The organism is Pseudomonas gingeri (assembly GCF_013386115.1).
GTDB classification, from domain to species: Bacteria; Pseudomonadota; Gammaproteobacteria; order Pseudomonadales; family Pseudomonadaceae; genus Aquipseudomonas; species Aquipseudomonas gingeri.
The window spans coordinates 957,610-970,778 of the sequence record NZ_JACAOR010000001.1 but is presented as its reverse complement, the minus strand read 5'-3'; the positions used below and the strand labels follow the sequence as shown (position 1 = coordinate 970,778).

Genomic DNA, 13,169 nt, shown 5'->3' with positions numbered 1-13,169 from the left:
GCGCCGCAAAAGGTCAGAGCGCGGCGCCGGGCGCTCGGCCGAGGGTGCGCTCATACTCGACCTGGGCCGCCTGCTCGGAGAACTCGCCGGACCATTTCGACACCACCACCGTCGCCACGCTGTTGCCGATGGTGTTACAGGTGGCGATGGCCATGGACATGAAGCGATACACGCCGAACAGCAACGCCAGGCCTTCCACCGGCAGCACGCCGATGGCGGTCACCGTGGCCGCGAACACCACGAAGCTGCCGCCCGAGACCGCCGCCGCGCCCTTGGAGGTCAGCAGCATGATGGCGATGACGCCCAACTGTTGTTCCCAGCTCATGGGTACGCCATAGGCGTTGGCGATAAACAGCACGCTCAGGGACATGTAGATCGAGGTGCCGTCGAGGTTGAAGGCGTAGCCGGTGGGCAGCACCAGGCCGACGCTCTGCTTGGAGCAGCCGAACTTCTCCAGTTTCTGCAGCAGTCGCGGCAAGGCGCTTTCCGAGGAGGCGGTGCCGAGGACGATGAAGATCTCGTCCTTGATGTACTGGAGGAAACGCCACAGGCTGAACCCCCACAGGCGACACACCAGTCCCAGTACCACGAAGATGAAGAACAGGATCGCCACGTAGAACATCAGCACCAGGTTCGCCAGCGACATCAGCACTGCCGTGCCGTTGCTGCCCACGGCGTAGGCCACCGAGCCGAAGGCACCGAGCGGGGCGAACTTCATGATCAGGTTGATGAACTCGAAGAAGCATTCGGAGATCCGGCTCAGGCCGTCCTCGATCACGGCACGGCGTTCGGTCTTGAGCGCCAGCAAGGCGAAACCGAACAGCACCGAGATCACCAGTACCTGCAACAGCTGACCACCGGCAAAGGCGCCGACGAAGTTGTCGGGGAAGATCTCGTAGATGAATTCCAGGGTCGATGCCGGGGCATGGCCCTTGGCGACGGCCGCCGAGGCCGCGGCGGCGGTGGCCGTGCTGGGATGGGCGTTGTGCATGCCCGCGCCGATCTCCAGCAGGTTGCCCCACAGCAGTCCGATGGCCAGGGCCACGGTCGACACCACCTCGAAGTAGATCAGCGCCCGCAGGCCGACCTTGCCGACCCGCTTGATATCACCGGCCGAGGCGATACCGTGGACCACGGTGAAGAACACCAGCGGGGCCACGGCGGTCTTGATCAGCTTGAGGAAGATATCGCCGAGGATCTTGAACTTGGCGGCCAGCTCCGGGGCGAGGAAGCCGAAGGCGATACCCAGGGCCATGGCGGCGACGACCTGGAAGGTCAGGTCCTTGTAGAACGGTTTTTTGCTCAGAGTAGTCATGTCGCGATCTCATTGTTGTTATTGGCGAGAGTCGGGTCGGGGGCTCGCTCGTCATGAGCCCCTGACGATCAGCGTCTGACGGAGCCTTCGCGCGCCAGGGCGATGTCCACCATCCGTGGGGCCAGGCCCAGGTAGTTGGCCGGATCGGTCAGGCGCTTGAGTTCCTCGATGTCCAGCTGCGCGGTGGCTTCGCCCTGGGCGAGCAGCGCATCGAGCAGGCTGGTGCCCTGGTCGTTGGCCAGGCGGCAGGCGGCATAGACCACGTCGTGGGCGACCTGGCGTCCGAGTGCCGGGGCCAGGCCCATCATCACGGCTTCGGCGACGATCAGGCCCTGAGTCATGTCGAGGTTCTTGCGCATGCGCTCGGTGCGCACTTCCAGTCCCGCGAGCATGAACCGGGCCTGGCCGAGGGAGGCGGCGCTCAGGGCGAAGGCCTCCGGAATGGCGATCCACTCCGCCTGCCAGGGACCGGTGGAACGCTCGAAGTCCTGGATCATCGCGTCGAGCATCAGGCCCGCATGCTGGCGCACGCCCTTGGCGGCGGCGTACATCAGCTCGCAGGAAATCGGGTTGCGTTTCTGCGGCATGGTGCTGCTGGCGCCGCGGCCCTTGACGAAGGGTTCGTACACTTCACCCAGCTCGCTGGTCATCATCATCATGACGTCGAGGGCGATCTTGCCCAGGGACCCGGTGACCAGGCCGAGGAAGTTCAGGGTTTCGGCCAGGCCGTCGCGGGCCACGTGCCAGGTGGCCTGCGGGATTCCCAGACCGAGCTCGGCCATCAATGCCTGCTGGACGTCCAGGCCCTTGTCGCCCAGCGAGGCGAGGGTGCCCGCGGCGCCGGCGAACTGGCCGATTTCCACCCGTGGACGCAGCTCCACCAGGCGCTCGGCATGGCGGTCGAACATGCTCAGCCAGACCGCGCACTTGTAGCCGAAGGTGATCGGCAGGGCATGTTGCAGGTGGGTACGGCCGGCCATGGGCGTGTCGCGATAACGCAGCGCCAGTTCGGCCAGCAGTCCGCGCACCGCCTGGATATCGCGCTCGACGATAGCCAGGGCGGCGCGGACTTGCAGGACCACGGCGGTGTCCATGATGTCCTGGGTGGTGGCGCCCCAATGCACGTAGCGACCGGCATCGCCGCAGATCTTCGACAGTTGTTCCACCAGCGGCAGGATCGGGTAGCCGACGATCTCGGTCTCTTGCTGCATCAGGGCCAGGTCGAGGGCGTCGTAGGTGGAGAGGGCGGCGATCTGTTCGGCGGCCTCGGCGGGAATCACTCCACAGCGAGCTTCGGCTCGGGCCAGGGCGACTTCCACTTCGATGTAGCGTTCGATCAGTGCGCGATCGGAGAACACACCGCGCATTTCGGCCGTGCCGAACATGTCGCGAAAGAGGGCGGAATCAAAGACGGTACTCGACATGGCGGCAATCCTGATTTGTATGTTTTATTAAGTACATATATATTATGTCCGTACATTATGATTGCCTGACTGCTGATACACTGTCAACTCGATAGCGAGGTACCAATGGAAGGCGTGAATCAGAGGCGTTATGCGGTGGTGGCTCGGGATCTGATCGACGGTATCGGCAATGGCCGTTACCCCGTCGGCTCGTTGCTGCCGACAGAGTTCGAGCTCTGTGCGCTGTATCAGGTGAGCCGGCAGACGGTGCGCGCGGCCATCGATCAGTTGCAGGGGCAGGGCATGGTGTCCCGGCGCAAGCGGGTGGGGACGCGGGTGGAGGCGGCATCGCCCCAGGGCGGTTATTCCCAGGCCCTGGCCTCGGTGGCCGACCTGGTGCAGGTGGCGGAAACCCATGTCCGGGATATCCAGGATGTCCGGCACTTCGTCGCCGATATCGCGCTGGCGCGGCGACTGGGCCTGGAGCCGGGCGGGCACTACTTCTGTGTGTCGAGCATCAAGGTCGACAACAGCGAGGCCCATGCGCCGCTGTGCTGGACCGACGTCTATGCCGAGCAGGCCTTCGCCGAAGTGATCCCCCAGGCCAGGGAGCATCCCGACGAGCTGATCGCCGCGCTGATCGGCAAGGCGTTCGCACGGCAGATCGATGTGGTCGACCAGCAAGTGCGACCGGTGCAGTTGGGCGCCGAGCTGGCGGGCAGCCTCAAGGCCCAGGCCGGCTCCCTCGGGCTGAACATCATTCGCCAGTACCGGGACCAGGACGGGGCGCTGATTGCCGTGTCCGAGACGGTCTATCCCAGCGATCGTTTCACCCTGGTCATGCAGATGAAGCGCGACCGGGTATAAATATTTTCCAGAGGGGGCGAATAAAACGCCGGGTGATGTGTTTGCCGTATGTGGCGCCTGCCTGCGCCACCGCCATACGGCCACTTAACCTGAAAACAGAGAGCTTCCCATGCTGAAGAAAATCACCCTCGCTGCTGCTGTCGCCATGACCTGTCTTTCCGGCGTGGCCTTTGCCGACGCACCGGCCAAGGTCGTCGACACCGCAGCGGGCAAGGTCCTGGTCGATGCCAAGGGCATGACCCTGTACACCTTCGCCAAGGACAGCGCGGGCAAGTCCGCCTGCAACGGTCCTTGCGCGAGCAACTGGCCGCCGCTGCCAGCCGCTGCCGGTGCCAAGGCCTCCGATGGCTACAGCATTGTCACCCGTGATGACGGCAGCCAGCAGTGGGCCTACAAGAACATGCCGCTGTACAGCTGGGTCAAGGACAGCAAGCCGGGCGACACCAGTGGTGACGGTGTCAACCAGGTCTGGCATGTCGCCAAGCCCTGATTGAAGGGGGTGCCGGGCCCGCAAGTCGTCATCGTGCGGGCCCGGCGGCACGCTCACTCGGTTTGCAGCAGCAGGGTCACGTCGATAGTGGGGTCGCCCATCAGCTTCTGCGGAAACCGGTCGCCGACGAAGTCCTGGTTCACCGGTTCCACCCAGACACTGAGCTTGCCACCCTGCACCGTGGCCAACGGCAGTTCGAAGTCGAAATGGGCCAGGGCATTGGCCACGCAATTGGCACAGGTCTGGGCTTCCTCCGGCTGAAACAAGGCCTTGGAGGCGATGGTCTTGCCGTCTTTCTGCAAGTGCACCGAGAAACTGCCCGGAATTTTCAGGCGGTTGATGCCGCTGACCCGCACATTGACCCGATCGGCCGCGACGGTGAAACGTTTTGACGCGGGCAACGTGCGCTGGGTCTTGGTCAGGAAAGCCACCTTCGACGCCACCGCCGGTGAGTGGTAGTCGATGTCGAGCTGAGCCACCGAATCGATGATCGTCACGGTGTTCAGTTTCGGCGGATCGTTGGTGAACGGGTTAAGCAACTGCAGTGCCGGAACGGTGAAAATCTGGTAGCTGACCGGGTCGATCGCTTCGTTGATGGTGGTGAGCAGGCCATGCAGGTCGGTGGCCTCCATCTTCTTCTGCCATTCCCAGAACAGCCGGTCCCAGTTGCAATGGAAGAACCAGAACACCGGGTCGAAGGCCGCTATCCCCTGGTCCTGCATGGTCGGGCCGATCGAGTTGTGGCCGGCGTCGTGGGCGGCAATGATGGTGTTGTAGGCGGCGCCGGACCAGAAGCCGTGGAAGTCTTCCCAGTCGGTCTTGCTCATGGCGCGGTTGACGTCGCCGGTCACGTCATACGTCACAAGATTCCGGGCAATCTCGTCATAGGCGAATCGCTGGGTGGTGTAGCCCTGCGGGTATTTGGGGCTGGCGTCCTTCTGCAGCACATAGCGGTCGAAGGGGGCGCTCTTGAGCACGTCGGGAAAGGGCGTGGTGATATCCCAGTACGGCAGGGTCACGTTCTCGCAACCGGGTATCGACCTCATGGCATTTTCGAAGCTGACCAGATAGGCCCGGTGCCAGGGGTTGTAGCCAGGGACATGGTGCATGCAATAGGTGTTGGGCGCCGGAAACCAGTGGTAGGCGGCCTGGACGAAAAAGCTGTTGGGGTCGCTGGGGTCCTTGGCGACCATGGCGGAAAACGCCTTCTTGAGCAGGTCGAGTTCCTTGCTGGATAACGTGGTGATGTCCTTGCGGATCCGACCGGCCGGAGCCGCGGCGCTCAACCAGGCGCGGGCGGTGAAGTTCGTCACGCCGGACTTCGCCGGAGGCGTGCCTTTCGGGTAACCGTTGTTCATCCAGTTGAGAAAGGTACCGACCCAGTCGGCGGGCCAGGGATTGTGCGGTGGCATGTTGCCGCCGGCGACCTGCTGGTAGATGTCGCCGGCATGGGTCATCACGGCGTCGTAGCTGGCGAGGTCGAGGCCTTGCGCGGCCATATGGTTCCTGTCTACCGAGGTAAACATATCGCGGATCTGCCCGTACCAGGTCGGGTTCGCGATCGGGGCGGTCTTGGTGGTCGATGGCATGTCCAACTCCTTGTCGTCAACAGCATTCGGGCGCTCCCGTGGCACGAATCCCGGAGGCCAGTGCCCTGGCGATCCGGGAGTGGGGAGCGCAGAGGGTGTCTAGCCAGCCTTGACGCTGATGAACGAGGCCACCAACCCCGCCGGTGCGCCATCATGCGGCTTCACGCGGATGACCGAGCCGGTGATGGCCGCGACCTGGTTCACGCCATTCGGCCAGTGTTCGGTCAGCGAGCCGTCATAGTCGTAGAAGTAATCTTTCGTCGCGGTGCCGGGGCGTCCGCTGCCCTGGATATGCACGTGGGCGGCCACATTGCCGTGGGCCGGGGTGATGACGCCTTTCAGGTCCATGGCGTCGGTGCCGAAGCTGAGGACGCCGATAAAGGTATTGTCGGCGGTGTTCTCCACGTTCCACACGCCTTCGGCGAACAGCAACTTGATGAGTTTGGCCGGGTCGCCGTCGGTGAGCGCCGGGTTGTTGAGGAAGCTTCTGTAGGTCCATTTTCCAGCAAAGGGATTGCTCATGCGTGACATCTCCTTATCAGTGCTACGGTTTGTCCGGGTGTTGATGCGCGGTGTGCTTCATGCCGGCCATCCCGATGCCGCCGCCGGCGGCACTGAGGTCCGGGACGATCTGGATGTTGGTCATCATGCCGCCGTCCTCGTGGTCGAGGATGTGGCAGTGGATGACGAACTCGCCGATATAGCGGTCGTAGTGGGTGCGTACCAGAACCTGATAGTCGTTCTGGACGAAGATGGTGTCCTTGAACTCGTGCCACATGCCGCAGTACTGGTTCTGCAGGCCCAGTTCGTCGGCGGGCACCAGGCATTCGCCGTTGGGGCCGAAGATGCTCCTGGCCGTCTCGCCGGGCTTGCCGTAGAGCACATCCATCACCTGGAACGGATTCACATGAATATGGAAGATATGGGGTTCACCCCCTGAGGTCAGTTTCCAGTCGTCCGTGGTGTTGACCTGGCGGGTGAAGTCGATGCGATCCGGATCATAGGATTTGTGGTTGATGTAGAAACCAAATGCCCCGGTCCAGGGGTCGCCCGGCTTGGCCGGTGGTGTGGCAGCCGGCGACGGTGGCGAGGGCGGGTTGCCGATGAAGAAATGGGCGAGTTGCAGCTCTTTGTCGGGCGTCTCGTCCTTGAGGTCCGGCATCCCGCGCCAGGGCGACAGGTTGCCGCTGCGCAGGCCTTCCAGGGCGGCGGCGGGAAGATCCTTGTCGGCCTTGTTGGCGTCGTAGAGCGCCTGCTGGATGTACGCCTGGGGATCGCTCGTCACGACCTTGCCACCTTTGACCACGACCGTCGCCAGCAACTGGGTTTCGTTCGGCCCCTGGCCGCCCGGGCCCTTGCCGGGACCACCGGCATTGGCGCGCTCGGCGGGTGTCGCCGCCTGGTTCAGCACACAGTAGGTGCCCTCGCGGGGAAACATCAGCAGGACATCGCTGCGGTAGCCCGGCTGCAGGAAGTTGCTGCCGATGCCGCCGCTCACGCTTTTCCTGTTCACGCCGATGGGGCGGATCGAGGTACGGGTGAGTCCATCGGCGGCGATCTCGAACTGCGGCACCAGTTCGACGGGCGCCTTGCTGTCCGCAACGGTAATCGGACAGAGATCGGCAATCCGCTGTGCCTGTTCTTTCGGGGTGCCAACCAGGGGGGCCATGGCGTTTGCGAGCTTGGCCTTGGGGCTGGTGGTGTCGAGGGGGACGATCTGCAGGTTCACCGTGTCATGGATGCCGCCGTGAATGAAGCGCCAGCGCACTATCTCGCCGGCCTGGATGTTTTTCCCGGCAGATGTCTGTGTGATGGTCGGCTGCACCACACCGTTGATGCTGGTGAATCGCCCGCTGTTGTCCCACACGGTGGGTGAGGAGAGCTGCGCGTCGAAGTTCTCTATCACGCCGGTTTTCCCGTTGGGGCAGATCCAGGTGCCGAGTTGATCCTGGATAATGTTTCCCTGGTCATCGAAGCAGGCATAGGGGATCTGCTGGAACAGCAGCACCTGCTCGGGAATGGGCTGACCTGCCGCATCCTTGAGAATGGTATCGATGTCTCCCGGCTTGCCTCCGGTGTAGGGGCGGTCGCCGCGAATGATCAGGGGGCCGGCAGCGCCGCTGGCGACTTGCAGCGCGGTGGAACCGTGGCGGTGGGCGTGGTACCAGAACGTGCCGGAAGGGTGGTCGGTGGGGATATTGATCTCGTACTCGAAACGGGTTTGCGGGCCGATATTGAGCAGCACGTTGTCGCTGTTGCCCGCCGGCGAGACGTGCAGCCCGTGGTAATGCAGGTTGATGGTGTTGAAACAGCCCGGCGAGCCATCCGCCGGATCGCCGCCGTTCGGACAGCTGGGATCGTCCTTGGTCAATTGGTTGTCCAGGTGCACGCGCAAGGTATTGCCCGGCCGCACGTCGATCTGTGGGCCGCCCAGGCAGCCGCCGTAGGAGCGCAGCTTGACGGTGTCTTTCGCGCCGTCGGGATTGTTCGGGTTGTTGATCTGGTTCTCGCGCTTCTGCACTTGCAGGTTCAGCTCGACGGTCTGGCCATCGCGAGTGATATCGCCCGCCGGGTTGCACCCTGTGCCCGCCAGTTCCAGTTCGGTGGTCTTCAGGGGACCTAGCGCCCCTTTTTCAAGGAGCCTGGGCGGTGTGAGGAAGGCTTGGGACGTCAGGTCGGCGAGTGCCGCCGAAGAGCTTGCACACACCAACAGTCCAGCCAGGACCCTGCGAAGTGAAGCCATGTTGTTCTCCCTGCGCAATGCGCGAGTAACGGCGACGACCATCGCGGCCGCGTGTCCCTTGATCATTCGAGTGTTATCGGAGCCGACATCAGGTCCCGGATTACCAGCGGTTCACGGGGCGTGGCCTCTGCGTCGGAGGACCTGGGCGATGGTTCCGGCCATGCCGGAAACATCACAGCGGCTGGCGTCCCCAGGGGTGTAGACCGGCGGTTCGGCAACCGAGGGATCGCCGCTGTTGAAGGGCGGGCAGGGGTTGTACTGGATGTTCAGCTGGACCTTTTGCGCCACGGTGTCGCTGGAAATTTTCGCGATGATTTCCAGCGCCTCGTCGAGCCCCGACGAAATGCCGCCACCGGTGATGCGCTGCCTGTCGCGCTTGTAACGCGGATAGCCGGGCACCACCTCGATCTCCGGGAACAGTTTCAGGCAGGCGATAAAGGCCCAGTGGGTGGTGGCCTGGTAGCCATCGAGCAGTCCCGCGGCGGCGGCCAGCAGGGCGCCTTCGCAGACCGAGGCGGCCAACTGCGCGGCCTGGCCCTGGCGCAGCAGCCAGTCCATGCGCGGTTGATCGAGCATCAGGCGTTGCAAGTCCCGGGGATCGCCGCCGGGAATCCATAACAGGTCGATCTGTTCGTGGGTATCGACGAAATTCGGCAAGTTGCCGCCCAGGGTCAGGCCATCGCGAGTCGTGATGGCCGGCCCGTCGAGGGAGACCAGCCGCACCTCTCGGGTCGGTGTATCGGGCAGTTGCGGTTCGAGCAGAGCCATCCAGTTGAACAGCTCATAGGGCACGGAGACGTCGAGCAGATCGACGCCGTTATAGACCGGGATTGCGATCAGGTACCGTCCTGGTACTGGCATGGCTCCCTCCTTGGGGAACACCGCGCGGCGAACGCATGGGCGTCGTCAGGGTGAACTTCCTGCTGATCAGCGAGGCGGTTTCCGGGATGGGCAAGCCGCAGGCCTTGCTGCCGGGATCAATATCCTGGGGGGCAGCGGCTGGAGCATAGTCGGTGGCCTATCGAGTGCAAGGCGTTTCGTCGGCAGCCGCCGAGTGGTAGGCCGTCGAGGTTGTCGTCGGATTTGCGGTCTGTCGGTGGGCGATGATGCGCAGGGGCATCGCTCGTTTATCGCCACTGGCGTGAAGCCGACCACGGGCCCTGGGTCATCAGTCCGGGGCAGAAGGGCGCCGCTGCTTGCCGAAATGGATCGACAGGTAGGTCCCGATCGCCAGTGCTCCCGCCATCAGCGCGATAAACGCCGGGTCGTAACCGATCGTCACCGGTTGCCTCGACAACAGCACCAGACCCACCAGCAGGTTGAACATGCCCCAGAGAAAGTTCACCAGCGGCGAGGAGGGACCTTTCCCGCGCGGCCTGGCAAAGGGCGTGGGGAAGATTTCACCGCGCAATCCGGCGGCGAGGTGTGGCAGGGCGTTGCAGATGAATACGCCGGCAAGGAATGCTGGAATGTACATGGATCACCTTCCGTAACGAAGAGTAGGTAGCGACTGGGTTTTCAGGTATCCACACGACTGCCCGACGGGGCGAGGCGTCGGGAGATAAACGCCGCAATCGCCGGACCCGCCAGCAACACGACGGCAAAGCGGGCCATCTGCATGGTCATGACAAAGGGCATGTCGACCTGGCTGGAGGCGGCGATGATCGCGACGGAATCGGCGCCGCCGGGGCTGGTGGCCAGGTAGGCGGTGAGAGGATCGATACCGGCGGCAAAGACAAACACCGCAGCCAGGGCGGCACAGGCGGCGATCAATGCCAGGGTGCTGGCGAGAATCGCCGGAAAGGCCTTCAGGGCATATTTCACCAGGGGCCGGGTGAAGGGCATGCCGATCCGCCAGCCGATCACGGCGTAACCGAGTGCCAGCAGCCAGTGCGGCATCTCGAGGGTGATCAAACCGAAGTGGGTGAGGGCAATTGCGCCCAGCAGCGGCACCAGCAGCGAGGCGACCGGGATCTTGCTCAGGCGCGCCACCAGCGGGCCGGCGGCTACCAGTCCCAGAGTCTGGGCCAGCGCCAGCCAGTCGATGGCCGGGAACCAGATGAGGGTGTGCACCGCATGCACCACGCCGGCACCGGTGAAATGGGTAATCAGCGTGGCGATCACCGCGACCAGGATCACCCGTGTGTACTGCATGCAGGCGACCAGTTGCGCGTCGGCGCCGGCATTCTCGGCCATCAGGATCATCACCGTGGCGGCCCCCGGGCTCAGGCCCCAGACGGCGGTGGTCCCCGGCAGCACCCGCAGGCGGGTCAGCAGCCAGCCCAGCGCGGCGCTGATGGCGATCACCGCCAGTACACCGACGATAAACAACGGCCAGTTGCCGATGGCCGCGCCGGACAGCGACTGCACCAGGGTTTTCCCGATCATGCAACCCAGGATGCCTTGGGCGAAGGCCGAGGCTGACCGGGCAATCCGTAGCCGGTTCTCGACAAAGGTGATCGCCACCATGATTGCGCCAAGCATCGGTCCCAGCAGCAGTGCCGCCGGAATACCGCTCCAGGTCAGGAACATGGCCAGCAACGCCGACAACCCCAGCAATACCGCCCACTGCCAGACCGAGACGTACTTGCCGGCTCCGGCACTGGCGGCATGATTATCCGCGTTGGACATGAAAGGCCCCTTGAGTGAGCCGGCGTGGTTGCCGGGCGTTGCTTCGGGTTGGGGGAGTGCTAATATGAGAGGATATCCTCTATTAAGATAGTGAAGGGCATCCTCTCATATGTCAACAAAACCACCCGCCAGGGGGCAGGAGCCACAGCGTGCCCGGGGGCACTTGCGCGTGGCGGCGATCCTCGAGGCCGGCGTCGAACTGTTCACGCAGAAGGGTTTCGACGCGACGACCATGACCGAGATCGCTGCCCGCTCGGGAACGGCGATTGCCTCGCTGTACCGGTTCTTTCCGACCAAGCAAGCCGTTGCCGAAGCGCTGTTGCTGAACTATGTCGAGCACGCCCTGACGTCCCTTGAAGCGCTGGCCATGCAGGCGCGCGCAATGACCCCGGACGAACTGGCGACGGCGTTTATCGATTTCAGCCTCGGCTTGCAGTCCCAGCGTCGCTTCGCCATCAACCTGGCCGATATCGGCGGGGCCAGTGACAGCGAGCGCCAGCGTTTTCGCAAGGCCATGCTGGAAGGGATCGAGGCGGTGGTACGCGAGGTGATCCCGGCCCTGTCCGCCGTCAGGTTGAAGGCCGTGGCCGGGACGCTGCTGATCCAGTTCAAGGGGGTGGGTCTGATCAGTCAGGAAGCGCCGGCCCGGCAGCGGGTGTTATTGGCGGAAGCCAGGGAGATGCTGCGGCTCTATCTGCTGTCGCTGGTTGGATAAGGGCCTGCGCTATATCGGTTTGTCGTCGGCGTCGACCTGGTTGATGCGGTTGTACAGGTTTTGCAGATAGGCAAAGTCGGCGGAAAATAGCTCTTCGATCACCCTGGTATTGATCATCTCGAGACTGCCCAGCCGCACGATCACCCGCGACAGCACGATGATCGGCAGGTAGGCCGGGTTGGCCTGGACCCGGTGGTCTTTCAGCGGCAGGATTTCATCGCCTGCCGTGGCCAGGCGCATGACACCGTTCTTGTGCAGATTGCCGTCCCCGTCGCGGTAGCCAATGGGCAGGGTGAATTCCACTTCGGTGGTGATGATGCTCATGCGGGAAGCTCCTGTCGGGATATGCGGGTCATGTATAGCCAAGGTTGTTCAGGGCGTCGAGTGCGGCGATTGATTCAGTGCGTTGGCTGGAGTCGAATCGATACGCGCCAGAAGTTGCTGACCTTACCCGTTTGCGCCCTGATCCGTTGGAATGCAGGTTGACTACCCGGCAGTGACGGTCATGCCGCCGTCGACCATGACCACAGAGCCGACCATGAAACTGGCGCGATCCGATGCGATAAAGGCGACCACCTCGGCGATTTCCCCGGGTTGTGCCGCGCGGCCGATTGGCGCGGCTTCGCCGTGTTTGGCAAGGAAGGCCGGGCCGTCATCGACGACATCGTTGAGGATGTTGGTCACCACGTCACCGACGCCGATGGCGTTGACCCGAATGCCATGTTCGATGACTTCCAGGGCCAGGGTACGGGTCAATTGGGCGAGTGCGCCCTTGGAGGCCGTATAGGCCGCGATGGTCGGGAAGGCGAAATAGGACGCATAAGACGCGATGTTGACGATCGCCCCGGATTGGTTGGGCATCATCGCCTTGACCGCTTCGCGGCTGTGCAGGAACGCCGCCGTGACATTGACCGCCTGAATGCGCTCCCAGTCTTCACGGGTCATGTCGATGACGAGTTTGTTGAGGATGATGCCGGCGTTGTTGACCAGGATGTCCAGCCGGCCGAACTGCTCGACGGCCAGGGCGACGGCACGCTCGGCGGCGCCGTCCCGGGTGATGTCGGCAACCAGTGGCACCAGGCCCGGGAGGGCGAGTTCCTCGACCGCGGGGTTCAGGTCCTCGGCAATCACTTTCGCGCCACGGGCGTGCAGCAACAGTGCGATGGCCCTGCCAATCCCGCTGGCGGCACCGGTCACCAGGGCGACTTTGCCTTCCACTTCCCGAGGCATGTTGTGCTTGATATCGATCATGCTGTTCTCCAGCGTTGTGATCCGGCGAGATATTCACCCGATCGGCACCTGCAAGGTGCTGTCGTCAGCGACAGGCCTACTGTCTCGCAACGCTGGAGAGGGGGCTTTCGCCGACTTGCCGAGACTGTCGGGGTTTTGCGCCGGATGTCGTTGGGGGGACGCTTG

At 63.5% G+C, this 13,169-nt stretch carries 13 protein-coding genes; 3 read left to right on the top strand and 10 right to left on the bottom strand.

Features of this window, described 5'->3' with window-relative positions; translation table 11 throughout:
* Positions 1–13 precede the first annotated feature (13 nt).
* Complete coding sequence (gene dctA, locus HX881_RS04130) at positions 14–1,315, bottom strand: C4-dicarboxylate transporter DctA (protein WP_017125954.1); 1,302 nt, start codon at positions 1,313–1,315, stop codon at positions 14–16.
* Positions 1,316–1,383: 68 nt separating this feature from the next.
* Complete coding sequence (locus HX881_RS04125) at positions 1,384–2,739, bottom strand: class-II fumarase/aspartase family protein (RefSeq protein WP_177082998.1); 1,356 nt, start codon at positions 2,737–2,739, stop codon at positions 1,384–1,386.
* Between the two features lie 105 nt (positions 2,740–2,844).
* Between HX881_RS04125 and HX881_RS04120 the strand changes: the two genes are divergently transcribed.
* Positions 2,845–3,585: a GntR family transcriptional regulator gene (locus tag HX881_RS04120; RefSeq protein WP_017125952.1), complete on the top strand. Its 741-nt coding sequence runs from the start codon at positions 2,845–2,847 to the stop codon at positions 3,583–3,585.
* A 109-nt stretch (positions 3,586–3,694) separates the two neighbouring features.
* Positions 3,695–4,075 (top strand): COG4315 family predicted lipoprotein, encoded by a 381-nt coding sequence (locus HX881_RS04115; RefSeq protein WP_177082996.1) that lies wholly within the window; start codon positions 3,695–3,697, stop codon positions 4,073–4,075.
* A gap of 53 nt (positions 4,076–4,128) precedes the next feature.
* On the opposite strand, the gene HX881_RS04110 is transcribed toward HX881_RS04115, so the two are convergent.
* The 6 genes from HX881_RS04110 to HX881_RS04085 all read right to left on the bottom strand — a co-directional run bounded on the left by HX881_RS04110 (position 4,129) and on the right by HX881_RS04085 (position 11,038).
* A complete protein-coding gene (locus tag HX881_RS04110) occupies positions 4,129–5,664 on the bottom strand; it encodes a tyrosinase family protein (protein ID WP_177082994.1) in 1,536 nt (511 codons plus the stop codon).
* A gap of 99 nt (positions 5,665–5,763) precedes the next feature.
* Positions 5,764–6,186 (bottom strand): hypothetical protein, encoded by a 423-nt coding sequence (locus HX881_RS04105; RefSeq protein ID WP_017125949.1) that lies wholly within the window; start codon positions 6,184–6,186, stop codon positions 5,764–5,766.
* A gap of 22 nt (positions 6,187–6,208) precedes the next feature.
* Positions 6,209–8,407, bottom strand: coding sequence for a multicopper oxidase family protein (locus HX881_RS04100; RefSeq protein ID WP_177082992.1), 2,199 nt, complete (start codon positions 8,405–8,407; stop codon positions 6,209–6,211).
* A gap of 111 nt (positions 8,408–8,518) precedes the next feature.
* On the bottom strand, positions 8,519–9,268 hold the full coding sequence (locus HX881_RS04095; RefSeq protein WP_177082983.1) for a DJ-1/PfpI family protein: 750 nt from the start codon (positions 9,266–9,268) through the stop codon (positions 8,519–8,521).
* A 307-nt stretch (positions 9,269–9,575) separates the two neighbouring features.
* The gene (locus HX881_RS04090; protein ID WP_177064013.1) at positions 9,576–9,884 is read right to left on the bottom strand and encodes a hypothetical protein; all 309 of its coding nucleotides are present in this window, start codon (positions 9,882–9,884) and stop codon (positions 9,576–9,578) included.
* A gap of 41 nt (positions 9,885–9,925) precedes the next feature.
* Positions 9,926–11,038, bottom strand: a complete 1,113-nt coding sequence (locus HX881_RS04085; RefSeq protein WP_177082981.1) for an AbrB family transcriptional regulator — start codon at positions 11,036–11,038, stop codon at positions 9,926–9,928.
* Between the two features lie 109 nt (positions 11,039–11,147).
* On the opposite strand from HX881_RS04085, the gene HX881_RS04080 reads away from it, so the two are divergent.
* Positions 11,148–11,753, top strand: coding sequence for a TetR/AcrR family transcriptional regulator (locus HX881_RS04080; RefSeq protein WP_177082979.1), 606 nt, complete (start codon positions 11,148–11,150; stop codon positions 11,751–11,753).
* Between the two features lie 9 nt (positions 11,754–11,762).
* Here HX881_RS04080 and HX881_RS04075 read toward each other — a convergent pair whose 3' ends face one another.
* Both HX881_RS04075 and HX881_RS04070 read right to left on the bottom strand, forming a co-directional pair.
* Positions 11,763–12,077, bottom strand: coding sequence for a hypothetical protein (locus HX881_RS04075; RefSeq protein WP_177064010.1), 315 nt, complete (start codon positions 12,075–12,077; stop codon positions 11,763–11,765).
* Positions 12,078–12,239: 162 nt separating this feature from the next.
* The gene (locus tag HX881_RS04070; RefSeq protein WP_177082977.1) at positions 12,240–13,004 is read right to left on the bottom strand and encodes an SDR family NAD(P)-dependent oxidoreductase; all 765 of its coding nucleotides are present in this window, start codon (positions 13,002–13,004) and stop codon (positions 12,240–12,242) included.
* Between the last annotated feature and the right edge of the window lie 165 nt (positions 13,005–13,169).

Coding starts and splice junctions, on each gene's coding strand:
- HX881_RS04095 (WP_177082983.1), bottom strand. CDS start 9,268: ATGCCAGTACCAGGACGGTACCTGATCGCAATCCCGGTCTATAACGGC.
- HX881_RS04075 (WP_177064010.1), bottom strand. CDS start 12,077: ATGAGCATCATCACCACCGAAGTGGAATTCACCCTGCCCATTGGCTAC.
- HX881_RS04100 (WP_177082992.1), bottom strand. CDS start 8,407: ATGGCTTCACTTCGCAGGGTCCTGGCTGGACTGTTGGTGTGTGCAAGC.
- HX881_RS04105 (WP_017125949.1), bottom strand. CDS start 6,186: ATGAGCAATCCCTTTGCTGGAAAATGGACCTACAGAAGCTTCCTCAAC.
- dctA (WP_017125954.1), bottom strand. CDS start 1,315: ATGACTACTCTGAGCAAAAAACCGTTCTACAAGGACCTGACCTTCCAG.
- HX881_RS04120 (WP_017125952.1), top strand. CDS start 2,845: ATGGAAGGCGTGAATCAGAGGCGTTATGCGGTGGTGGCTCGGGATCTG.
- HX881_RS04110 (WP_177082994.1), bottom strand. CDS start 5,664: ATGCCATCGACCACCAAGACCGCCCCGATCGCGAACCCGACCTGGTAC.
- HX881_RS04080 (WP_177082979.1), top strand. CDS start 11,148: ATGTCAACAAAACCACCCGCCAGGGGGCAGGAGCCACAGCGTGCCCGG.
- HX881_RS04085 (WP_177082981.1), bottom strand. CDS start 11,038: ATGTCCAACGCGGATAATCATGCCGCCAGTGCCGGAGCCGGCAAGTAC.
- HX881_RS04090 (WP_177064013.1), bottom strand. CDS start 9,884: ATGTACATTCCAGCATTCCTTGCCGGCGTATTCATCTGCAACGCCCTG.
- HX881_RS04115 (WP_177082996.1), top strand. CDS start 3,695: ATGCTGAAGAAAATCACCCTCGCTGCTGCTGTCGCCATGACCTGTCTT.
- HX881_RS04125 (WP_177082998.1), bottom strand. CDS start 2,739: ATGTCGAGTACCGTCTTTGATTCCGCCCTCTTTCGCGACATGTTCGGC.
- HX881_RS04070 (WP_177082977.1), bottom strand. CDS start 13,004: ATGATCGATATCAAGCACAACATGCCTCGGGAAGTGGAAGGCAAAGTC.